Below are 23,058 nucleotides of genomic sequence, written 5' to 3' on the forward strand. Positions count from 1 at the left end.
AAATCGAGGGCGGATGGTAGATAAGATTCGAATTAACGACCTGGCGAGAGAGTTGGAAGTCAAGAGCAGAGCAATTCTTGACGTTCTGCCAAAGGTCGGGGTAACGGAAAAGAAGACTCACTCAAGTTCCATCAGTGTCGAAGAAGCTGAAAAGGTGAAGGCGCATTTCCGCCAAGGTGGCGGAGATGGTCCGAGACCGGCCAGCCGTCGGGCGACTGCGGAAGAAGAGATCAAGCCGAAGTTTGATTTCTCCCACATCTCGAAGCCCGGCGATGCCCTAAGGGCAATGTTACAGAAGCAGACGGCCCCCGCGGCGCCGCCGAAGCCGGCAGCACCGGTTGCGGCGAAGCCTGCCTCGCCGCCTCCTCCTGTCGCAGCGAAGCCGGCAACACCGCCGCCGCCGAAACCCGCACCGCCTCCGGTTGTGGAACCGCCGGTCGAGCAAAAACCGCCCGTTGCTGCTGCGCCGCCCGCAGCGCCCGTTGAACCACCGGCACCCATTGAGAGTGAGATCGAACCCGAAGTGTCTACGACCCCGGCTGTTCCGCCTACCACACCTCGCCTGATTACTCCGCAGCCGCGCCAAGCTCCGCGCATCGTAATACCTCCGCCTCCTGCTGCCGCAGTGCCGCCGCCGGAGAAAGAGGAGCCGGAACCGGTCGAAGAGGTCGCTGCTTCGCCCGAGCCAACAGTTCAACATAAGCCAGAGCCACCGGCCCCGGTTGCGAAGCCTGCAACTCCGGCGCGTCCGGCAGCACCGCAACCGCCTCCACGGAGGTTGATCGTGCCGCAAACGGGACCGCGTCCGGTGTACACGGCCCCGGTGCGTCCACCGTCGACGCCGGCTCCGAACATGGGGACCACGCGTCCGCCACAGGGCCGTCCGATGCCGGGTCGTCCGGTACCGGGTCAGCCGATTTTCCAGCGCCCACGGCCGCAAGGTGCGGCAGGCTCGCCGGCGGGTCGTCCGCCGCTGCGTCCGGGCGAACGACGTCCGATGCACCCGACACGCTCCGCGCCGGGGGGTATGCGTCCGGGAATGGGTGGTCCGGGCATGGCTCCGCCGCCACCGCCTCCGGGTCCGTCACGTGCGCCAGGACGGCGTCCGGGACAACGCTATGTTCCGCGTGGCGTGAAAGAAGGCCCGATGAAGGGCTTCGTTCCACCACCGCGTATGCAGGTGTCGAACGAGCCACTTCCGATTACAAGAGCGATCACGATCACGGAAGGTATCAGCGTGAAGGACTTGGCGGAAAAGCTGAGTATTCGCGCGAAGGACCTGATTGCACGTCTGTTGGCGCGCGGTGTGTTCGCGACCATCAACCAGACGCTCGACGCGGAACTGGCCAGCGACATGGCTCGTCAGTTCGGTGCATCGACGGACGTGATTACGTTCGAGCAACAGGCCGAGCAGGAAATGCTGTCTGGTGATGCCGCCATCGAAGATGCGGTCAACCAGCAGGTGCGCCCGCCGGTGGTCACCATCATGGGCCACGTCGATCACGGCAAAACCAGCCTGCTCGACGCGATTCGCCACACGGCCGTTGCTGAAGGCGAAGCGGGTGGAATCACCCAGCACATCGGTGCATACAAGGTACGGATTAGTGATCCGAACTCACCTGCGTATGGACGCCAGATTGTGTTCCTCGATACCCCGGGCCACGAGGCGTTTACACGTATGCGCGCCCGTGGTGCGAAGGTCACCGACATCGTGGTGCTGGTGGTTGCAGCCGACGACGGTGTGATGCCGCAAACCATTGAAGCTATCGACCACGCAAAGGCCGCCGGTGTGCCGTTGATCGTTGCGGTCAACAAGATCGACAAGCCCGATGCGATGCCGGAACGCGTGAAGAAGCAGTTGGCCGATCGCGGACTGATGCCGGAAGACTGGGGCGGCACCACGGTGTTCGTGGACGTCTCGGCGAAGCAGGGGACGAACCTGAACCTGCTGATGGAAATGATCTGCCTTGTCGCCGACCTGCAGGAACTGAAAGCAAATCCGGAGCGTTCGGCGTCGGGCGTGGTGATCGAAGCGAAACTCGATCGTGGACGCGGTCCGGTAGCGACGGTGCTCGTCGAGAACGGAACGCTGAAAACGGGCGACTATTTTGTGGTCGGCAACGTCTTCGGGCGTGTCCGCGCCATGTTCGACGATCGCAGCAATGCACTCGACACAGCCGGACCTTCGACGCCGGTCGAAATTCTCGGCTTGGAAGGACTGCCGCAGGCAGGCGACCAGTTTACGGCCGTCGCTGACCGCGAAAAGGCTGTGGGCGTTTCCGAGTACCGCCAGCAGAAGGCGCGTGAAGCTGCGCTGGCAAAAACGTCCAAGGTTTCGCTGGAAGGTTTGGCGGAACAGCTCAAGAGCGAAGGCACGAAGGAGCTGTCCATCATTCTCAAGGGCGACGTGGGCGGTTCCGTGGAAGTGCTGACTGACCTCTTGACGAAGCTCTCGAACGAGAAGGTGAAGATCAAGATCCTCCGCTCAGGCGTGGGCGCGATCACCGAATCGGACGTGCTGCTGGCCTCGGCATCGAACGCGATCATTATTGGCTTCAACGTACGGCCGGAACGCAAGGCGCAGGAACTCGCCGAGCAGGAAAAGGTCGATATCCGCTTGCACTCGATCATTTACGAGTTGCAGGACGAGATCAAGCGCGCGATGACCGGCATGCTCGAACCCGTATTCAAGGAGACTTACCTTGGACGCGCGGAAGTTCGCGATACTTTCCGAGTGCCGAAGGTTGGCACAATCGCCGGCTGTTACGTGCAGGACGGCACCATCAAGCGCGACGCGCAGGTTCGATTGCTGCGTGACAACGTGGTGATCTTCACCGGCAAAGTTGGATCGCTGCGGCGCTTCAAGGAAGACGTCGGCGAAGTACGCAACGGTATGGAATGCGGTATTGGCATCGCAGGATACGGCGACATCAAGGTCGGCGACGTGATTGAAGCGTTCGTGACCGAGAAGGTCGCAGCCGAAGCGATCGCTTAAAGAAGTGATATTGGCTAGTGGACTGTGGACGGTAAACGGACACGCACTAGCCATTTTTGTTGAGGATCCAGTTGCCAGTTCAGGTAATCCAGAACTGACAACTGCACATAGATGATTGCAGTCCTGACGTTGGAACTTCGGATCGAAGGCGCGAAGTCGCTGAAGGATAAGCGGCAATGTGTCCGCAGTCTGAAGGACAAATTGCGTGTAAGCTTTAATGTTGCCGTAGCCGAGTTGGACCAATCTGATCTGTGGCAGCGTGCTACGGTCGGTGTAGTGAGCATCTCCGACTCGAAGGATTATCTTCAGGGATTGATGGAGAATGTGGAGCGCGCTGCGGCCAGGATTGCCAACAATGCTGGCGGCGAAGTGGTGGATAGTTTTGTGAACTATCTCGATGGAGATGAGTAGGCAAGGAGTCGTTAGTAATTAGTTCTTGGTATTTGGTCGTGTAGCTTCATCGTCGATTACCAAATACTTAGGGCTAATTACTAAAAGCTGCTTTTATGGAAAATCGGCAATTTGAACATCATCGGGGACGGTTGGCGGAAGCGTTGCGAGAAGAGATTTCCGCGATGGTCGAGGGCGAATTGGGCGATCCGCGAATCGGTTTGGCGACCGTTACGGACGTGTTGATGGCGCCTGACGGGAAAGCTGCTCACGTGATGGTGGCGGTAGTCGGCGACGAAAAGGAAGCCGAGAATACGATTAAAGGATTAACCGCTGCGACGGGATTTATCCGTCATGAAGTGGCGGATCGGTTGCGGTTGCGCCATGCGCCGGAACTGTTTTTTCGATTGGACAAGTCGGAACAGTACGAGTCTAGAATTGACGAGCTGCTGAAAAGGCTTCAGAAACGGCGGAAGTAACGGACGAGTATGCTGGAACAGGTCCTGAAAGAGATCGAGCAACGGGAGCGTTTTGTGCTGACATCGCACGCGCGTCCGGATGGCGATGCCATCGGCTCGGTGCTGGCTTGCGGCGAGATCCTGCGCCAGATGGGCAAGGACGCCGAAGTCGTGTTGCACGATGCTGTTCCACAGATCTATCGTCCGTTGCCGTTTGCGGAGAATGTGAAGAAAGCGGAGCAGGTCAACGGGAAGTTCGAAGCGGCAATCCTGCTCGAGTGTGACAGCCTGCAGAGAACCCAGATCCGTGGACTCGACCAGCATTTTCTGATCAGCATCGACCATCACGCTACGGGTAAGCCCTTCGCGAACGTCAACTGGATCGAACCTTCCGCCTGCGCGACCGCGGAGATGATTTTCTGGCTGGCGCAGCAAGCGGGAGTGAAAATCACGCCGGAGATCGCGACCTGCCTCTACACGGCGGTACTTACGGACACGGGCTCGTTCTGCTTTGTCGGAACCAACGAGCGGACGTTTGCGCTAGCGCAGGAACTTGTACGGGCGGGCGCGGACCCTGCGAGGATTGCCCAGAGCGTTTACTTCTCGAACACGACCGCGAAAATGCGCCTGCTGGGTCTGGCGCTCTCCCATCTGCATAGGGAGAAAAGCGTCGCCTGGATGCACGTCACGCGCGAGCAAATGGACCGTGTGGAAGCCCGCGATGAGGACTGCGAAGGCCTCGTAAATTACGTGCTGGCCATCGAAGGCGTGGAAGTAGCGATGTTCTTCCGCGAGCAGACTCCGCAGCGCTGGCGCGTGAGCCTAAGAAGCAAAGGGCTGGTGAACGTAGCCGAGGTCGCGACATATTTCGGCGGTGGCGGCCATCATTGTGCCAGCGGATGTTCGCTGGAAGGTCCGCTCTCAGTCGTCACCGAGCGGGTGGGCGCTCAGTTGAGAATCGTCGCTCCCAGCGACAGCGGCGTGGACAAGATCATGCACTGGCGCACGTAGCTATTGCAGCCGAATCGTGATCTGCTCGTTCCGCATGAGATCAAATTCCGCATCCTGAAATGACGGCGCTCTGAGCATGGCATGTGGGTTGTTCGACATTCCCCATTGTTCTTTTGGTTTGCCCAGCCAGTTCTTGTCGAGCCTCATGTTCTCATTCAAATCGTGAATTACGGCGATCGCGTAGCGGCCGGCTGGAAGATCGCTCACGACCATCGTGCTGGTGCCAGGTTGCGAAGGAACCGCCATATGACGGAAAGAGTCCGCGACGTCCTCAGGCCAGCCATTAGGAGTGGAGAAGAGGACCAGTCCGACGACGCCCTTCGCGCTGTCCACGCCCTGGACAACTACGGTCAGATTGAACCGGCTCGGCGGTTCTTCCTGAGCAGCTGCAGCGCTGAAACTCGCGGCGGCTACAAGGATCCAGATGGCAATCCTGAGCATGAAAATCGAAACACCGGACCGAATCCGATAGTTTCGCTCACGAAATCTTGTGACAAATTGTTTACTTCTCTACTTAAAGATCGCTGACCCACGTCCTGCGACGAACATGCAGGATGGAAGCTGTTCATGACGTGGATCCTGTGGAGTCTGTGGCGCGAGATCCACCCACGCGAGAGGAAGAGTTTTGCCTTGCTTCAGCCGCTGAACGATGTTCTCCACGAACAGCGCAAAGTATTGACCTCGCCGTTCGAGCGTGGCCACGAAATTGAGCGGTTTATTGTTGAGATTGAATCCTTGAATGTAGGCGTTGGCCGGGTTCTCGGAAGCGATCCACAACAACTTCACGTTGGCTGCAAGGCATCGTTCGACAAGTTCGTTGCCGGAAACGGAGTTGCCCTGGGCATCGACGATTGTTCCCAAACTCGAAACATCACAAAACAAGTGAAGGATGTCGCAGTCCTGAAGCTTGCTGAATAACTCGGGGAGGTTGGACGTCAAATCCTGTGTTGTTTCAAAGCCGCCACGATAAGCAGCAGCGTCAACTTTGGCCAGGTCCGCGAACTTCGAATCGCAGCAAGCGACAAGAACGCGCGTGTTTTCGACTTCATCTTTCTTGCGACGGAAGATTAAGTCGCGTAGGGACACATTAGCCTCCCGAGTTTCCTAGTAGGTGTCGCACTTGGCAGCGCTCTTCCATTCTTGAAACAACCCGGCGCATTCGCGGCAGGAGTCCGCTGACGCAGCCTTTTCCACTATCAACTTGCTGCCTCCCATTTCGGCGAGTTTCTTTGCGTCCACTCTCAGTTCATTGAAGCCGGAACCTTGCGCGTCGGCGATGGTGGCGCCATATACGACACGATCGATCCGCGCCCAGTGAATGGCCGACAGACACATCGGGCAGGGCTCGCAGGTGGTGTACATCACGCATCCGCTGAGGTCGATCGTATTCAACTTTTTCGCGGCCAAACGAATGGCGTTGACTTCGGCGTGGGCTGTCGGGTCGGTGTCGGGCCAGACGGTGTTGTGGGCGCTCGCCACAATCTCGCCATTCTTTACTACCGTGGCCCCAAAGGGGGAATTGCCGGCCTCAATGCCTTCGCGTGTCTTGGCGACGGCGGCTTTCATGAAATCCAAGTCGGACATCTTCGTTGTCACGTCTTTTATTCTCCAACGAATACAATAACGCACGGAATGCAAACTCAGCGCATGAGTTCCTTATTGGAACTGGTCGTGGTGCTCGCCATCTGTGGAGTGTTCTTTTTCTACGGGATCGGCAGCTTTGGACTGGTTGGCGCCGATGAACCCCGGTACGCGCAGATCGCGCGCGAGATGCTGGCGCGTGGCGACTGGGTGTCCCCGGTGTTGAACGGTACGGCATGGCTGGAAAAACCTGTCCTTTACTACTGGGGCGCCATGGTGTCGTACAGCGTCTTCGGCGTGAGCGATTGGGCGGCGCGGGTGCCCACGGCCTTCATGACAACGCTGATGACAATGGCCGTGTACGGATTGATGCGGCGATTCCGGCAGGGATCGCAGGTGAACACGGCGATTATCCTGGCGTCGATGGCGGCCATAATCGGGTTCGCGCGGGCGGCCTCCACTGACATGCCGCTCACGGCGATGTTCACCATCGCCATGCTGGGTTGGTTCGCTTGGTACGAAACACGGTCATCGCGATTCCTGTCGGTGTTCTACTTCTTTCTCGCCCTCGCGACATTGGCCAAAGGGCCGGTGGCGGTGTTCCTGGCGGGAGCAATCTTGCTGATCTTTCTGGCGCTGCGTCGAGATTGGAAGGCAGTCGCGAAGACGCTGTGGGTTCCGGGGATTCTGCTGTACCTGGTCGTGGCGCTGCCGTGGTTCGTGCTGGTGCAACTGGCGAATCCACAGTTCTTCCGCGTGTTCATTCTCGAGCACAACCTCGCGCGCTATAGCACGGAGGTCTACCGGCATACGCAACCGGTCTGGTACTTCCTGCCTGTGCTCATATTGGGTCTGTTGCCCTGGTTGGTGTTCGCAGGTGCGTCATTTGCACGGGCGGTTCGGAAAGGCATCCGTGAGCGTAGCAGCTTCGAACTGTTCTTTGTCATCTGGGCGGCGTTCCCGGTAGTCTTCTTTTCGTTTTCCGGGTCTAAACTTCCGGGCTACATTCTTCCGGCCATACCGCCGTTTGCGCTTCTTGCGGGTGAATACCTGTGGCGCAAGGCTGTTGATACCGAAGATGTGCCTCTGTGGATGAAATCCTTGCACGCGCTTTTTATCAGTGTATTGCTGGGCGCGGCGCTACTGACCAATTACTTTGTTTTGAAGATGAAGCCGGTATCGACCGCGTTATGGATCGCCATCATAGCCGGAACCGTCTGCTTCATCGCGATGCTGACGGTCTCGTATCTGAAGGGCATCAAGGTGTTGCGGGTCGCAACATTGTTGCCGATCGTGCTCGCATTGGTGTTCATCCTGAAGTTCGCGGCACCTTCTCTGGACGCAATGGATTCCCAGCGGCCCGTGGACCTCGCTGTGAAAGCGACAAAAGCACCGGTCGTAGCGGTGTATTCGGCTCGCCGGGAGGTGGAGTACGGACTGAACTTCTACCGAAACCAGCCGATCCCGAACTACAGCCGCGGGGAAATTCCGACCGAAGCCCACCTCGTGGTGACGCCTGCCGGTTACCACGACAGGCTTCAACTTATGGTGCCCGGACGTTCGGTGACCGAGGCGGGAGGGTTCCCGCCGCAAAAGCTGGCGTTTTACATGGTGGGCGCAAAGGAATAAGTGCCGGAAGTAACCGATTTTTAGCTACTAATCTTGTTCATCCCACTGACACCCGCGGGTATATCAGCATAGACTCCTAGATTCGTCCGGAGGATTTTTGGCCGGAACCGTCATCCAATAACCGGAAGCTTAGTGGAGATTATCGACCTCAGGCATTTCACGTCTTCGGACCTGCGTCCGCTCCTGGAAGAGGAAACGCAGGCGTGGGCCAATCTGTTGTCGTGGGACTACTCGTCTTCGGCCGACATGATTCTCCGCTACGTGGATGCCCGCATCCTGCCCGGCTACGCCGCCGTCGAACGTGGACGCCTGCACGGATATTCGTTCTTCGTGTACGAGCAAAACAAAGGGGTAATCGGGGATTTATTCGTCGCCGAGGAAAGCCTTCGGAAAGGCGGCGACCACGAGATCGAAAAACGCCTCATCACGCATGTATGCGAGACGCTGGAGCAGTCGCCCGGGGTGCACCGCATCGAAGCTCAGCTTCTGCTGCATCAGACAGGCAGCGTATCGGAACCATTTGAAGAGCAGGGCTTCCGCCGGTTCCCCCGCCTTTTCATGACGCTTCCTCTGAAGAACGGCAACGGAAAGGGCAGCGTCCCCAAGGTGCCCAAGGGCTTCGAGTTGCGGCGCTGGACTGAGCAGGACTATCACACCGCTGCCTCGTTGATCACGGAGTGCTATCGAGGACATATCGACTCCGAGGTCAACGACCAGTATCGAAACACGCAAGGTGCACTCCGATTTCTGAACAACATCGTGCGCTTTCCCGGCTGCGGCTTCTTCGATAACTCCGCGTCCATGGTGGCAGTCGAAAGCGCTACAGGAAAGGTGGTGGGCGTCATTCTGTGCTCAAGAGTCCGGGGCGACGTGGGCCATGTTACGCAGGTCTGCATCCTGCCGGAATATCGGGGGCATCACCTTGGATGGGCACTGATGGAAGCCACCGCCTACGACCTGCGCAAACGCAATTTCCAGATGCTTTCGCTGACGGTGACTGAAGCGAATGAAGGCGCAGTGGAGTTGTATAAAAGACTTGGCTTCGGCATCACCCGGGTCTTCGATGCATTTGTGTGGGAAGGCTGAGAAAGTTCAGACTCGCGCCTAGTTTGTTATTTGTCTCGGCCTAGGCCTTGCGCTTCGGTGGTTTACGGCTGCCCTCGGGTTTTTGCTGGTACAACTGGTTGACCTCCTGATTGCCCTCGTCGCTTTCAATCCTCTGACATTTGATCCCGTGCTTCTCCCACATCTCGCAGACGGGCGGGCGATCATCCAGGGCAAGAACGATCTGCTCGGCGGGCACCTCGTTGAGGACTGCACGCTTCGATTCGTAATCAGGAGAGTGGTCGCCGCTTCGGCGCATGAAGAGGCGCTCAAATGGAACGTTGTTCTTCTGTAGCCACCTTTCGGTGCGTTTGCGATAGAGCTCGGGGCGTCCGGTCACGATCAGGATACGGTGATCGAGAGCGAGTTCGTGAACCCGCGCGATCACTTCCGGCTTCGGGCTGTCGCGGTCCATCCCTTCAAAAAAGGCGTTCCAGTCTTTACGTCCGGGACCCTGGATATGGTGAAGGCGGTGACGCACGTCCGCAATGGTGCCATCAATGTCGACGATCACGAAAGTTTGAGAGTTTCGACTGTTCATCGATGCAGTGCCTCCGGCAGTAAGTACCTGTGTGGCGGATTGGGCTTCAGGAGCACCGAGCGGCCCTAAGGCCCAAGTCGCCCAGAAAACCGTTCATTCCGGTATCGCCGCAGTTTTGCCGGGAAATTCAAATGAAAATGAATCTAACGGCCACATTTGACTATAATTCTTCGCAATCTGAATCAGAGCACTTGGGCAAGAGTTCGAGGTGGGTGTTGATCGGTCCCGGCAATCGGCTACGCATGGTGCGCGAGCAACTCGGCTTCACGCTTCGCGACGTGGAGATGAGCAGTCAGCGCCTTGCAGAGAAGTATAAGAACGAAGAATTCATCATTCCACTCAGCCGGCTCTCCGACATCGAAACCAAGGGACATGTGCCGAGTCTCTTCCGTTTGTACACCCTGGCAGTTCTGTACCGGGTTGATGTCGAAGAACTACTAGGCTGGTACGGGATCGACCTGGACCAGATTCAGGCAGATCAGAAGTTCTCAGAACCGCGCCGGACGCACAGGGTCGAACCTCCCAAAGCACTCAACACGATCGAAATTCCGGTGAAGCTTGATCCCGGATTGGACCTTCGCAAGACCGGAAACCTGGGCCGGATGATCGAGCAGTGGGGCACGGTGCCAATCGCCAAATTACAGGCGCTCTCAAACGGGGATTTCACCTACGGGTATATCGGTACCGAAGACTTCATGATGTATCCGCTGCTGATGCCGGGATCTTTCATCCAGGTGGATGAATCCAGGAACGTTGTGGCCGATGGCGTATGGCGCTCGGAGTATGAGCGCCCCATTTATTTCGTCGAAACCCGTGACGGCTACTTCTGTTGCTGGTGCAGCGTGAAGGGCGAGGTCATCATACTTCAGCCGCATCCGCTTTCACCGTCATCTGTGCGCCTGATGCGGTTCCCACAGGAAGCGGAGGTAATTGGGCAGGTGGTCGGGTTCGCTATGCGGCTTGACCGGTTTTCGCCCCCCACGAAGCTGCCAGAAACGAAAGCCCAGTCAAAATTGAACTCAGGTGCAGGGTAGAACCTCCCAGCGTTTCCGCAGGCGCCAGGAGTTTCTTTCTTTCCAAGAGCGTGTTGATTAACGTTTGCACATCGGAATCTTCTTCCAGCGCGATCATACAAAGCTCATCCCACAGAGACGAAACGGGCTTTCGCAATAATTCGCGAAAAACCTGGGAGTGAGCCTGCGCGATTGCAACGTTCGCGCTGGTCTCTCCATGAACCCGCGCCATACCCCAGTGGAAGTACTCGCCATCGTCTTGACGCAGTCCCGCAAGATACCGCAATCGCGATAAGGTTCGAGGCAACGCCGACAACGTATTGACCGAAAAATCCTCTTCGGCTGACATCAACATAGTTTTTGTTCCAAATTCGTAAATCTTCCGGCATCGAACCGGCGTCCACAGGTTTTGCCGCGACCATCGCCCCGTGCAATTCGCACGTGGGAGATGGTCATGAAGAAGTTCGCTCGTACAATCGTACTCTCATTTTTGCTGCTTACCGCACCAGTTGCATCATCGTTTGCCGAGTCCCCAATGCCCAAATGCCCACCTGAATTTCCGGTGTGCTATTGATGGCAAAAGTATTGTGTATGGATGGTGGCTGGAGTTAAGCTCACCATCCATACATGAATTACGACAGCGACTTAATCCGCTTCTTCCTGCTATCAGCGGAAATCCCGTACGCCATCATGATTTATGTCCTGATCCGCAGAAAACTCTATCGCGAAGTTTCGTGGTTCACCATATACCTGATGACGCAGTTTGCGCATCGACCCGTGGCCTTCTACTACTACCAGATCGGAGATAAGTGGGGCTACTTCTATTCAGCCTGGTTTGGCTCGCTCGTGGGGATGTCTACGAGTCTGCTGGCGATTATCGAAATATTCCGAGTGTTGATGAACGACTATCCCGAGATAAAGCGAACAGGAACAAGGATTTTCATCATCGCGATGATTGGAACTTTCCTGATCTCTCTTGCTCTCGTTCCCATGTACATTCAGATCGACCATGCGCTGATGAGAGCGTTGTTTACATTTCAGCGGAGCATCAGATTCGCTCAGGTCGGATTGATCGTTGCGGTTTTTGCCCTTTCCTCGTACTTGGGGATCACCTGGCGACACTACCTTTTCGGCATCACTATGGGTCTTGGTCTCTACGCCGCCAGTGATCTGGCCGGCACCGTCTACGCGGCTCACGAAGGCCCAATCGTCGCCTGGAAGACGCTCTTGCTCGATCAGGTTGCGTACACGCTGGTGCTGATCTCCTGGACCGTTTACCTGTTGCAGCCAACGCCGGCGCCAACCCGAGTCATCAGTCAGGAGCACCAAGCAGACCTGGAGCGATGGGATCGAGCGTTGAAGGGCCTTGCTTCGAACGGATAACGGGTAGGTCACAGTGTTGAGAGTAGTGCCAAAACGGTATGCGAAATCTCAAATCTATCGATTGTTCCAGATTCGTAACAACCGCAGATATTTTTTGGCGCTTGAGGCGAATTGACCTATGCTGAAAGCCGGAAGCGCTATTCTTCTTAGCAAGCAGGCGCAGCAGTATTATCAGTTCATATGACGTTAGTTCTCATCGTCGTTCTGCTTACGCTACTGGCCGCGATCTTCCTGCTACGCGTGTCGCACGGCCACGCCGAAGAGATTGCCAGCGTCGACGATCTTGCCGGGAAAACGTCAGCCATCGACATCGAGGCATTCCAGAACCTCATCAATCCCGAAGAAACAGAGTTCCTGCGATCGCGTCTCCCAGCAGCAGATTTCCGCCGGGTTCAGCGTGAGCGCACTTTGGCCACACTCGAATACGTTCAGCGGATCGCGCAGAACTCAGCCGTCCTCCTGAGGTTGGGACAAGCTTCGCGAAACCATGCGGACCCTGAGGTCGCCAAGGCGGCCCGCTTCATGGTCGAACGTGCTCTGACCGTTCGCATGCATGCCATGCGCGCGATCATTCAACTCCGGTTGAAAACATTTTTGCCATTTATGTGGTTCGATCCCGCGGAAGTATTCGACCGTTATCAGAAACTCACCGATGTTGCCGTGATCTTTACACGCCTACAGCGTCCCGCCTTTGCCGGGCGCGTGAATGCGATGCTCTAATACCGTTCCCACCGGTCTGATTTGTTATCCTGACCTGCTACATGCTCGAATCCCTCAGTTCTGCGCTGATTGCCAATCCCACGCTCACTTTGTTTCTGGTGATCGGCATCGGCTATCTTTTGGGTGAGATCAACTTCTGGGGATTCCGCTTCGGAGTCGCCGGAGTTCTGTTCGCAGGCATCGCCGTCGGGGCCCTCAGTCCCGATATCCACATCCCTGAAGCGGTTGCAAATCTCGGGCTCATTCTTTTCGTTTACACGCTCGGAATTCAGGCAGGTCCGGCTTTTTTCAAAAGCTTCCGCGAGCAGGGCGCGCGCCAGATAGCGTTGGCCATCACGGTGCTCTGCGTCGGGTTTGCGGTAACCCTGCCGCTCGTTCGCATTTTTCACGTGCCCGGACCTCGTGCAGCCGGGTTCTTTACTGGCGCTTTGACCAGCACCCCGGCACTTGCGGCGGTTCGAGACCGCGTCCGCGAACAGAACGCCGCGTTGCCATTCGACCAAATTCAGAAGCTCGCCAACGAGCCGGTACTCGGATACGGCATTACTTATCCGCTGGGAGTCATTGGGGTCCTGCTGCTTTTCCAGGTTTCGCGTCGGCTGTGGAAGGTGGATCTCAGCACGCGTCGGCAGCGGCCCGACATTCGCGTACGTGATTTCACCGTCGAGAACCCAGCCGTCGTGGGCCGTAGCATGGCGGAGATCACGGAAATTCATCCACAAGTGGGATTCGTCCTCAGCCGTATTCAAAAGAAAGGCCGAACTGAACTGCCGAAAGAAGACACCGTTCTTGCTCGTGGCGACGTGGTCGCGGCGGTCGGCGACGAAGAAGGCTTGCGAAGAGCCGAGATGATCTTCGGCGCCCGGGCGGAAGAGCACCACATCGAGCAGGACCGCAGTGAACTCGATTTCCGCCGCTATCTTGTTTCCAGTAAAGATGTCGTGGGCAAGCGCGTTGCGGATCTCGACCTCGCCAATCAGCTTGGCGCCACTGTGACGCGCATACGCCGAGGGGATGCCGAACTCGTCCCGACTCAAGAAACCCGTCTCGAATTCGGTGACAGCGTTCGTGTCGTCTCCAAGGCGGAACAATTCGGAGCGATCTCCAAGTTCTTCGGCGATTCCATCCGCGGATCAGCCGAAACTCAGTTCGGTTCGGTTGCCATCGGACTGGTTCTTGGCGCGCTCGTCGGAATGCTCCCCATCCCCTTGCCCAACGGTCAGGTTCTCAGGCTCGGTCTCGCCGGAGGTCCACTGCTGGTCGCACTCATCCTCGGCCGGATGGAGCGTACCGCACGAATCACCTGGATCATGCCGGTCAGCGCGAATCTCTCGCTTCGCCAAGTCGGATCAGTACTGTTCCTTGCCGGCGTTGGTACGAATGCAGGCTTTGGCTTCCTTGAAACGTTTCGGTCGCATGGCCTCAACTTGTTGATCGCTGGCTTAGGTTTGACTTTGCTGGTGAACGCGTTAGCGCTGATTCTCGGGCATTATTGGTTGAAGTTGCCCTTCGACTACCTGATCGGACTGGTATCGGGAATTCAGACCCAGGCGGCGTGCGTTTCTTACGCCGACGAACTTACGCGTTCGGAAAGCCCCAGCGTCGCTTACGCCAGCATCTACCCGGCTGCCATGATTACGAAGATCATACTTGCGCAGCTGTTGTTGTAACCTGATGTTATGCCAAAGTTCCTGAAGCATATCTTTGTTTGCACGAACCAGAGGGAGGAGGGACATCCTCGCGGATGTTGCGACCCCACCGGCCAGGGAGAACTTCAGAAAGCTCTCAAGAAGCATCTTGCGCAGCATGGCGTGCATGCCAGAGTGCGGGCGAACAAGGCTGGCTGTCTCGACCAGTGCGAGCACGGCCCCACCATCGTTGTCTATCCCGATGCGGTCTGGTATGGCCGTGTCACCGAAGGTGACTTGGAAGAGATCGTAACTTCTCACATCATCGGCGGCAAAGTAGTGGAGCGGCTGCAATTGCCCGACAGTTGCATCAATACGGCCACCTGCCCGCATAAGCCGCGTTCGGTCCCAGCAAAAACTTAAAACACCGGTAACGTCACTTTCCGGGAACCAATCGGGTTGCGATTTCGTACGTCTAATCAGCCGGCGATTCGGCGTATTGCTGCCCTGATGATCTTCCGTGACCTATTTGTCGATGTTTACCGAACCTTGATGGCGCACCGTCTGCGCACGGCTCTTACCATGTTCGGCATCATTTGGGGCATCGTTTCCATCGTGCTCATGGTAGCCGCCGGCGAAGGCCTTCGCGTCGGACAGGCGAAAGTAGCTTCTCAGTTCGGTAAAGACATCATGATCGTCTTCGCCGGACGTACCAGTCTTCAGGCCGGCGGCTTGAGGGCCGGACGTCGGGTCCGCTGGGAAGACACGGACGCAGTCACTTTGGAAAAGGAGGCCGTCGACTGCAAGTACGCTCTCCCGGAGCTTGGTCGCGACGAGGTTAGAATTACCAGTCGCTACAACAATGCGGCTCTCCTGGTTACCGGATCCCTGCCTCCATTTGCGGAAGTACGCTCCATCAACTTGGCCCAGGGGCGCTTTTACAGTTGGGACGATCAGGCGCAGGCTCGCCGCGTTGTCATCCTTGGCGCCGAAGCGAAGAAGCAACTCTTCGGATCGCATGCGGCATTGGGCGAAACTGTTCAGGTCGGTGAGTTTCCGTACATAGTCATCGGCGTCATGGCAAAAAAAGACCAGGACTCCAGCTACGATGGTTGGGACGTCAATAAGCTTTTTGTTCCTTATGCGACCATGCGTCGCGACTTTCCTGCCAAGCCTCCGGATACGCCGCACACGCTCGACCGTCTTCTTGTAGTGCCGAAGTCCTATGAGCAACATGAATCCTGCAAGCAGCAAACCCGCAAGGTTCTCGGGCGGATACACAACTTCGATCCCGACGATAAGGAAGCCGCAGGCATTTGGGACACCGTGGAAGAGGCTCGCGCTTTTCGCGCGATGACCGACGGAATGAAGTACTTCCTCGGTGGTGTGGGAATCACCACTCTCTTGCTTGGTGGGCTCGGCGTGATGAACGTGATGCTCGTTGCGGTCCGCGAGCGCACGCGCGAGATAGGTGTTCGCAAAGCCGTGGGTGCGGCATCGCGCGCGATCATCATGCAGTTCTTTGCCGAGACCATGATCATCGTTTTCATTAGCGGCAGCGTCGGCTTGATGATCGCATTTGGATTTTGTGCCTTGGTCAACCTGATGCCCATGCCTCCTTTCTTCGCGGGCCTGCTGCCCACGTGGAGTTCCGGGCTACTCGCCGCCGCCGTGCTGGGCACCATCTCCGTTGCCGCGGCGATCTATCCGGCGCGCCGTGCCGCATCCATTGATCCGATCGAAGCGCTACGTTACGAGGCGGGAGGCTAAATGCTGCTCGAAATCTTCCGGGAATCTTGGGCAGCATTGCAGCGCAGTCGCGTGCGCAGCGTCCTCACCATGCTGGGTATCGTTTGGGGCATCGCCGCCGTAACACTGCTGATTTCGTATGGCGCGGGGTTCCGTCAGGTGTTGGTGCACGCGTTCTTCGCGTTCGGGCGTGGTGCGGTGGTGTGCTGGCCTCAGCAGACCAGCGAACAGCCTGGTGGGCAACGGGCGGGCAAAGTCGTCAAGTTCGAACAGGAAGATGTGGACCTGATCAAGCAGAACGCCAGTCTGGTAAAGAATGTTTGCCTGGAGTCAGTTCGCTTCCGCGGCATTGCCTACGGTGACGCGTTCGCCGACACTGCCATCCGCGGCGTCTGTCCACAATACGGCGAGATGCGCAACGAGGTGCCGCGTGAAGGCCGCTGGATTACACCGGGCGACATCGTGGAGCGCAGGCGCGTCGTGTTCCTGGGAGAGAGGCTCTATCACAAACTGTTTAAAGGTCGTCCGGCTGTCGGCGAGGAAGTTCGCATTGATGGCGTGCGGTTCACCGTGATCGGCACCATGGATCGCAAGATGCAAATGAGCAACTACTTCACCAGCGACGATGAATCGGCATTCATCCCTTACAGCGCGGCCGGCGACCTGTGGGACACCAAGTATGGCAGCGTGCTGGTGTTTGAACCCATGTCACCGCAGTTCGAGAAAGCAGCGATGGCCCAGGTCAGGGAAGTAGTTGCTAGCCGCCAGCAATTCTCCCCGACTGACGAGAAAGCCATTCAGATGTTCGGGCGTGAAGAGTTCCGGCCCATCATTGATGGCATCACCATCGGCCTACAGGTGCTGCTCATGTTCATCGGCTCGTTGACACTTGGTATTGGTGGGGTCGGCCTGATGAACATCATGCTCGTGTCGGTCGATGAACGCATTCGCGAGATCGGCATTCGCCGGGCGCTTGGAGCCCGCAAACGCCACATACAGGTCCAATTTCTCTCGGAAGCCCTGGTCTTGGCCCTTGTCGGAGGTGCGATTGGGATCGGGATTTCCTACCTGATTGCTCTGTCCGTAGGCACGCTCCCTCTCTTAGGACCTTTGTACGAGGACACGAGCGGCAAGGCCGACATCCATTTGGCCATCTCCGGGCAAACCGTGCTCCTGTCCACTATCATCCTGATGTTCGTTGGCGTTGTGAGCGCCTGGATACCCGCCCGCCGTGCTTCCAACATGGATCCCGTGGAAGCCCTTCGCTACGAGTGATCCCTTACTCCAAGCGGCGTTGAATTCCGGAAACTAATGGTTCTGTTCGATTGTTGCCCGTACCTGTGTCCCTTAATCTCTGGATTAGGGCATAAGGTCGGCGAAAGTCGCCGGGTGAAACGCCTTTTTCGCGATGCCAATTAGTCCATCTCTGCCTCACGTCGGAATTGACCGGCGTAGTCGCCGCAAACCGGCGGCGACCCCGACGTTGAGGTCCTCGGTTCACACGCTTCGCCGCGTGCTGGAACAAGCTCGACCTTGCTGGCCGCATCTGTCGGGTATTGTCTTCCTTACGTTTCTGTCTACTCCGTTTGCGCTGTTACTCCCACTTCCGTTGAAGCTGGTGGTCGACTCGGCCATCAGCCAAATGCCCCTTCCGAAGCTGCTCGTCGAATGGCTGCCAAGAGCTTGGACGAGCACCGTGCCTGCCTTGTTGTTCCTGGCCGCAGGCATGTTGCTGATGATCGGCGCACTGATGCAATTGCAGGTGCTAGCCAGTTGGATGCTCCAAACCTACACGGGCGAGAAACTCGTTCACGACTTCCGCGCACGTCTTTTCTGGCACGTGCAGCGCTTGAATCTCGGGTTTCACGACAAAACCGGAACCAGCGATACTGCATATCGCATTCAGCACGATGCCCCGGCGATCCAATTAGTGACCATCCAGGGAATGGTGCCGTTTGTGACGGCGATCTTTTCGTTCATCGGCATGGCTTATGTCACTCTGCGGATGGATTGGCAACTCGCTCTTATCGCATTCATCATCTCGCCTGCTCTGATGCTGCTGTCGCGAGCCGCCAGCCGCAAAACTCACGCTGGCTGGCACGAAGTGAAAGAGCAGGACAGCTCCGCTATGTCTGTGCTCACCGAAGTTTTGGGTGCGGTCAAACTGGTTAAAGCCTTTGGTCGTGAACGGGCCGAGGATAAGCGTTTCGTGTCACGTTCGAACGAGCGTATGCGCAGCCAGATGAAGCTCGCGATGACCCAGGCAAGCTATTACTGCGCCACTGCCATGTTGATCACTCTCGGAACTGCCGCGGCGCTTTGGATTGGTGCCAAACACGTGCAGGCAGGCGTGCTTACGCTTGGCGAGTTGCTGATCGTCATGTCCTACATGACGCAGCTCTATGAACCGCTACGGACGATGACCAATAAAGTCTCCGAAGTTCAGGCGTCCCTTGTCAGCGTCGAACGTGCCTTTGCGCTGCTCGACGAAGTACCGGAGACGCTTTCATCTCCGGGTGCGCGTCCATTGGAGAGAGCGAAAGGCGCAATCGAGTTCCAGCACGTCTCTATGAGCTACGCCAATGGGCGGAAGGTACTCGACGATGTTTCATTCAAGGTTGAGCCGGGCACGAAAGTCGGCATCCTGGGACCAACAGGCTCCGGCAAGAGCTCTCTGGTCAGTCTTCTGACGCGCTTCTATGAGGCGGCCGAAGGACGCATTCTGCTGGATGGGTATGACATTCGCGAATACCGGCTCTCAGACTTACGCCGGCAGTTCGCAATCGTGCCTCAGGAGCCGGTCCTCTTTTCTACATCGGTGGCTGAGAACATCGCCTTCGCGCAACCGCACATCGCGGAGGCAAAGATCATCGAAGCCGCCCAGGCGGCCCATGCGCATAGCTTTATCGAGATGTTACCCGAAGGCTACGAAACCGAAGTGGGTGACCGCGGATCATGTCTCTCGGGTGGAGAGCGTCAGAGAATCGCCATCGCCCGGGCATTCTTGAAGGACTCGCCAATTTTGATTCTCGACGAGCCCACCAGTGCCGTTGATTCGAAAACCGAAGCAGCGGTCATGTCCGCGACCGAAGAACTGTTGATGGGTCGAACCAGTTTCATGATCGCTCACCGCCTGAGCACGCTGGAGAACTGTGACATGTTGCTGCGCTTCCAGGATGGCGAACTGACGGTGATCCGTGAGGACGTGAAAGGCTACCTGCGCCGCTTGTCGTCGGAGGAGCCAACCATCAATGTCGACCAACTCCTGCCGTCGAACCTTTTGAACGCAGAAGAAGTGGTCATCCGCGTGGCACTCCACCAGGCGAAGGCCAAGTCAGCCATTTAAAGCTCTGTTACCTACGTCACAGCTGATTTCCGTAAACCACAGTTAATATCGAACATTTGGTGGGGAGGTGCATCTTTGTCGCGATTTGTAAGAGAAGAGATCGCGAATAGCATCACGCACGGGCTTGGCTTGGTGATGAGCATAGGCGCGCTTCCCATCCTCATCTGGATGACCGCCGGCACGTCGGATCCCTGGCGGATCGTAGCGTGCACCGTCTATGGAAGCACGCTCATCCTGCTGTACGCGTCTTCCACTCTGTATCACGCGTTTCGAACTCCGCGCGTCAAGCGACTGTTCCAGATCTTCGATTACGCCGCGATCTACTTGCTGATCGCCGGCACTTACACGCCGTTCACGCTGGTGAACATGCGCGGCAAGTGGGGTTGGGCACTCTTCGGCGTGGTCTGGGGGTTAGCGATTATCGGCGTCGTGGCAACGGCAGTCTCGTTGCACATTTCGAAGTATGTTTCACCTGCCGTTTGTGTCGCAATGGGATGGCTTGTGCTGATTGCCATCAAGCCGTTGCTGGCGACGGTCTCCGGGGCGGGGGTGGCGTGGCTGGTGGCCGGTGGAGTCGCCTACACGGCTGGAGTCATCTTCTTCGCCTGGGAGAGTTTGCCTTACGGACACGCGATCTGGCACTGCTTTGTCCTCGCCGGGAGCGGCTGCCATTTCGCGGCGGTTCTGGTGGCGGTTGTTCCCGCGGGCCATTAGAATCGCAGTGACACCAATACTCGGATTCATACTTGTCTATTGTTCATGCAGTCATGCAAGTGCTGCTTTACGCGGGCATCCTCGGCCTTGCTTGTAGCACGGGGTTTTTGGTCCTCGTCATCTATTCAGTCTGGCGTTTCCGCCGAACCCGCGAAACGTCCACTGGATTCACTCCGCGGGTGACGCTGCTGAAGCCTGTCTGTGGATTGGAGCCGCGGCTGGAAAGCAGCCTGGAGAGCTTCTTCCGGCAGGACTATCCGGAGTTCGAGGTCATCTTCGGGGCGAGGAACCATGACGATCCGGCGTTGCGGATCGCCGAGAAGCTGCAGGCAAAGTATCCGCACGTGGCGGTGAAGTATGCATACTCGGGCGAGCCGACTCGTCCGAACGCGAAGGTCTGCTCGATGGAGCAGATGGTGAAGCTGGCAAAGACGGATTACTACGTCATCAGCGACAGCGATGTGCACGTGGAGCCGAATTACCTGCGCGATATCATGTCGCCTTTTGCCGATCCGAAGATCGGGATGGTGACCTGCCTGTATCGCGGTGTTCCGACGGGAGGACTGTGGAGCCGACTGGAAGCGCTCGGGATGTCGGTGGAGATGACTGCGGGCGCTGTGTCGGCGAACACGCTGGAAGGGATGAAGTTCGCGTTGGGTCCGACGATGGTGGGAAGGCGCGATGCCATCGAGAAGGTCGGAGGCATGACAGCGCTGCTCGACTACTGTTCGGACGATTACCTGCTGGGGAACTGGATTGCCGAAGCTGGTTGGACAGTGTTGATGTCGCACCACGTTATCGATCACATCGTGTTGAACCGCAGCTTCAAGGACTCGCTTGCTCACCAGGTTCGGTGGATGAAGAGCACGCGCTTCTCGCGTCCGAAAGGCCATTTCGGAACCGTACTGACGTTTGCGATGCCGTTCGGAGTGCTGAGCCTGATCGGCGGAATCGGCGCAGGACAGCCGTTGTTTGGCGCAGGCGTGTTTGCGGCGGCGATTGTGAATCGGCTGATCTTGTCGGTTGTCGCTGGTTGGGGCGTTGTGCGCGACCCGAATGCGGTGAAGCACTGCTGGCTGTATCCGCTGCGCGACTTCATGGGGTTCTGCTTCTGGTTGGCGAGTTATTCCAGTTCCGAGATCGTGTGGCGTCGCGAGCGCTACAGGTTGAGCTTCGGAGGGAAGATGACAAGGATCTCACCTGAGCGGAACGCCGCAGAACCAGTCGCGGTCGATCATTCCGCCTAAGTTCGGGCTCGCTTCCAGTAGAAGTATCCGGGCAAACCAATCGCCATTACAGCGAGGCATGCATAGACTTCACGCGGCCGCTCGAGGATGGTGTTCACGATCCAACCGCCGATGAGTAGAACGTACGCTGCGGGAATCCAGGGATAGCCGAAGCACTTGTACGGACGAGGCGTGTTCGGCTGCTTGCGCCGCAGCGCGAACATGGCGATCACGCACGCAACATACGAGAGCACCAATCCAAACATGGTGTAGGTGAATAGCTGGTCGTAAGTGCCAGTGACAGCGATCGCCGATGACCAGATGCCTTGCGCGATCAGCGCGATCGCTGGTGTGCGAAAGCGCGGGTGAACTTCGCCCATGCGACGGAAGAAGAGAGCATCGCGACCCATTGCGTAACTGATGCGAGCGCCTGCGAGGACATTGCTCGAACAGCCTCCAAGGGTTGAGACGGCGATGACGAGCGAGAGCCAGAACGCTGCTGCGGGCGAGAACAGGCGAATCGCCGCGGCTTCGGCGAGAGTGCCTTCTTTTGCCATGTCGGCAAGCGGCATCGCGTAAACATAGACGGCGTTCATGACAACGTAGAGCACGGTGACGATCGCGATACCGAGCACGAGCGAGCGCGGTATGGAGCGCTCGGGTTGTTTCACTTCGCCTGCGACCCAGGAAACGTAAACCCAACCATCGTAAGTCCAGAAGACGGCGATGAAGGCAACGCCGAGAACGCTCATGAAACCGTAGAAGCCGCTGCCGAACGCTTCCGTTACACCGGCTGGAGCGAAGTTCGACCAGCTGCCTTTTCCAAAGATGAAACCGAAAATTATGAAAACGGCGAGTGCTGCGTATTTCAGCCAGGTGGCGGTGTTCTGGAGGATGACTGCGGGGCGGAGGCCGCGGACGTTGACGTAGGTCAGGAGCAGGATGGCGGAGACAGCCACGATGTCGCCGGTGGTGAGGTGCCACCGGCCGAGGGTGGCGAGGACGCGTTCGGAGGCGAGGGCGGGGAAGGCTTTTCCGAAGAATTTCGCGAAGGCGACGGCGATGGAGGCGATGCCTCCGCCGGCACCGGCGACGAACATCAGCCATCCGTACTGGAAGGCGAAGAAGTCACCGAAGGCTTCGCGGAGGTAGACGTACTGGCCTCCGGCTTCGGGGAACATGGCGCCGAGTTCGGCGAAGGCGAATCCGGCCATGAGCGAGACCAGGCCGCCGGCGATCCAGGCGGCGAAGAACCAGACGGGCGACGGGAGGGCGGCGGCGACATCGGACGGCGTGAGGAAGATGGCGCTGGCGACGACGCCTCCGACGATGAGGAGGACGGCGTCGTTGGGCGACATGCCGCGGACGAGGGTGGTCCGACTGCTGGCGTTCACATTTGTTTCGAGGTCGGCGGCCCCGGCGGACATGGAGTGTAACGGTAGACGGAATTACGCCGGCGCACAAGAAGCAGGAATTCAGGGGATAGGGGCTAGCACGTAGAGCCCTTGCCCTGTTCCGAATTGGACCCTACCCCCTCCCCCCGTTTTGCCTTTATATAAGAAAACAAAGC

Annotated in this window: 21 protein-coding genes; 16 read left to right on the plus strand and 5 right to left on the minus strand. The window is 57.6% G+C overall.

Annotated elements, in window-relative coordinates:
* Positions 1-13 precede the first annotated feature (13 nt).
* The 4 genes from infB (at position 14) to VN577_14070 (ending at position 4,854) form a co-directional block, all read left to right on the plus strand.
* Positions 14-2,995 carry a translation initiation factor IF-2 gene (gene infB / locus VN577_14055; protein HWR15947.1) on the plus strand — a complete coding sequence of 994 codons (2,982 nt, stop codon included), beginning with the start codon at positions 14-16 and terminating at the stop codon, positions 2,993-2,995.
* 111 nt (positions 2,996-3,106) lie between these two features.
* Positions 3,107-3,406 (plus strand): DUF503 domain-containing protein, encoded by a 300-nt coding sequence (locus tag VN577_14060; GenBank protein HWR15948.1) that lies wholly within the window; start codon positions 3,107-3,109, stop codon positions 3,404-3,406.
* A 95-nt stretch (positions 3,407-3,501) separates the two neighbouring features.
* A complete protein-coding gene (gene rbfA, locus VN577_14065; GenBank protein HWR15949.1) occupies positions 3,502-3,864 on the plus strand; it encodes a 30S ribosome-binding factor RbfA in 363 nt (120 codons plus the stop codon).
* A gap of 9 nt (positions 3,865-3,873) precedes the next feature.
* Positions 3,874-4,854, plus strand: coding sequence for a bifunctional oligoribonuclease/PAP phosphatase NrnA (locus VN577_14070; protein HWR15950.1), 981 nt, complete (start codon positions 3,874-3,876; stop codon positions 4,852-4,854).
* Here VN577_14070 and VN577_14075 read toward each other — a convergent pair whose 3' ends face one another.
* From VN577_14075 to VN577_14085, 3 genes are all read right to left on the minus strand, one after another.
* Positions 4,855-5,295: a DUF2141 domain-containing protein gene (locus VN577_14075; GenBank protein HWR15951.1), complete on the minus strand. Its 441-nt coding sequence runs from the start codon at positions 5,293-5,295 to the stop codon at positions 4,855-4,857. It abuts the gene before it with no gap.
* Positions 5,296-5,364: 69 nt separating this feature from the next.
* Positions 5,365-5,940 carry a hypothetical protein gene (locus VN577_14080; protein ID HWR15952.1) on the minus strand — a complete coding sequence of 192 codons (576 nt, stop codon included), beginning with the start codon at positions 5,938-5,940 and terminating at the stop codon, positions 5,365-5,367.
* An 18-nt stretch (positions 5,941-5,958) separates the two neighbouring features.
* Complete coding sequence (locus tag VN577_14085; protein HWR15953.1) at positions 5,959-6,450, minus strand: nucleoside deaminase; 492 nt, start codon at positions 6,448-6,450, stop codon at positions 5,959-5,961.
* Positions 6,451-6,501: 51 nt separating this feature from the next.
* Between VN577_14085 and VN577_14090 the strand changes: the two genes are divergently transcribed.
* Complete coding sequence (locus VN577_14090) at positions 6,502-8,064, plus strand: glycosyltransferase family 39 protein (GenBank protein ID HWR15954.1); 1,563 nt, start codon at positions 6,502-6,504, stop codon at positions 8,062-8,064.
* 132 nt (positions 8,065-8,196) lie between these two features.
* Positions 8,197-9,150: a GNAT family N-acetyltransferase gene (locus VN577_14095; GenBank protein ID HWR15955.1), complete on the plus strand. Its 954-nt coding sequence runs from the start codon at positions 8,197-8,199 to the stop codon at positions 9,148-9,150.
* Positions 9,151-9,190: 40 nt separating this feature from the next.
* On the opposite strand, the gene VN577_14100 is transcribed toward VN577_14095, so the two are convergent.
* The gene (locus tag VN577_14100; GenBank protein ID HWR15956.1) at positions 9,191-9,709 is read right to left on the minus strand and encodes a hypothetical protein; all 519 of its coding nucleotides are present in this window, start codon (positions 9,707-9,709) and stop codon (positions 9,191-9,193) included.
* A gap of 131 nt (positions 9,710-9,840) precedes the next feature.
* Between VN577_14100 and VN577_14105 the strand changes: the two genes are divergently transcribed.
* From VN577_14105 to VN577_14150, 10 genes are all read left to right on the plus strand, one after another.
* On the plus strand, positions 9,841-10,743 hold the full coding sequence (locus VN577_14105; protein HWR15957.1) for a helix-turn-helix transcriptional regulator: 903 nt from the start codon (positions 9,841-9,843) through the stop codon (positions 10,741-10,743).
* A 606-nt stretch (positions 10,744-11,349) separates the two neighbouring features.
* Complete coding sequence (locus VN577_14110) at positions 11,350-12,105, plus strand: hypothetical protein (GenBank protein HWR15958.1); 756 nt, start codon at positions 11,350-11,352, stop codon at positions 12,103-12,105.
* A 180-nt stretch (positions 12,106-12,285) separates the two neighbouring features.
* Complete coding sequence (locus VN577_14115) at positions 12,286-12,825, plus strand: hypothetical protein (GenBank protein HWR15959.1); 540 nt, start codon at positions 12,286-12,288, stop codon at positions 12,823-12,825.
* A gap of 41 nt (positions 12,826-12,866) precedes the next feature.
* Positions 12,867-14,495, plus strand: a complete 1,629-nt coding sequence (locus VN577_14120; GenBank protein ID HWR15960.1) for an aspartate:alanine exchanger family transporter — start codon at positions 12,867-12,869, stop codon at positions 14,493-14,495.
* Positions 14,496-14,504: 9 nt separating this feature from the next.
* Positions 14,505-14,876 (plus strand): hypothetical protein, encoded by a 372-nt coding sequence (locus VN577_14125; GenBank protein ID HWR15961.1) that lies wholly within the window; start codon positions 14,505-14,507, stop codon positions 14,874-14,876.
* Between the two features lie 36 nt (positions 14,877-14,912).
* On the plus strand, positions 14,913-16,223 hold the full coding sequence (locus tag VN577_14130) for an ABC transporter permease (GenBank protein HWR15962.1): 1,311 nt from the start codon (positions 14,913-14,915) through the stop codon (positions 16,221-16,223).
* A complete protein-coding gene (locus VN577_14135) occupies positions 16,224-17,477 on the plus strand; it encodes an ABC transporter permease (protein HWR15963.1) in 1,254 nt (417 codons plus the stop codon).
* Positions 17,478-17,610: 133 nt separating this feature from the next.
* Positions 17,611-19,548 carry an ABC transporter ATP-binding protein gene (locus tag VN577_14140; protein HWR15964.1) on the plus strand — a complete coding sequence of 646 codons (1,938 nt, stop codon included), beginning with the start codon at positions 17,611-17,613 and terminating at the stop codon, positions 19,546-19,548.
* A gap of 75 nt (positions 19,549-19,623) precedes the next feature.
* Positions 19,624-20,262, plus strand: coding sequence for a hemolysin III family protein (locus VN577_14145; protein HWR15965.1), 639 nt, complete (start codon positions 19,624-19,626; stop codon positions 20,260-20,262).
* A 32-nt stretch (positions 20,263-20,294) separates the two neighbouring features.
* Complete coding sequence (locus VN577_14150; GenBank protein ID HWR15966.1) at positions 20,295-21,509, plus strand: glycosyltransferase; 1,215 nt, start codon at positions 20,295-20,297, stop codon at positions 21,507-21,509.
* Here VN577_14150 and VN577_14155 read toward each other — a convergent pair.
* Positions 21,506-22,915: an amino acid permease gene (locus VN577_14155; GenBank protein ID HWR15967.1), complete on the minus strand. Its 1,410-nt coding sequence runs from the start codon at positions 22,913-22,915 to the stop codon at positions 21,506-21,508. The two genes, VN577_14150 and VN577_14155, sit on opposite strands and share 4 nt — an antisense overlap.
* Positions 22,916-23,058: the final 143 nt, after the last annotated feature.

The organism is Terriglobales bacterium (assembly GCA_035561515.1).
GTDB lineage: Bacteria > Acidobacteriota > Terriglobia > Terriglobales > Acidobacteriaceae > DATMXP01.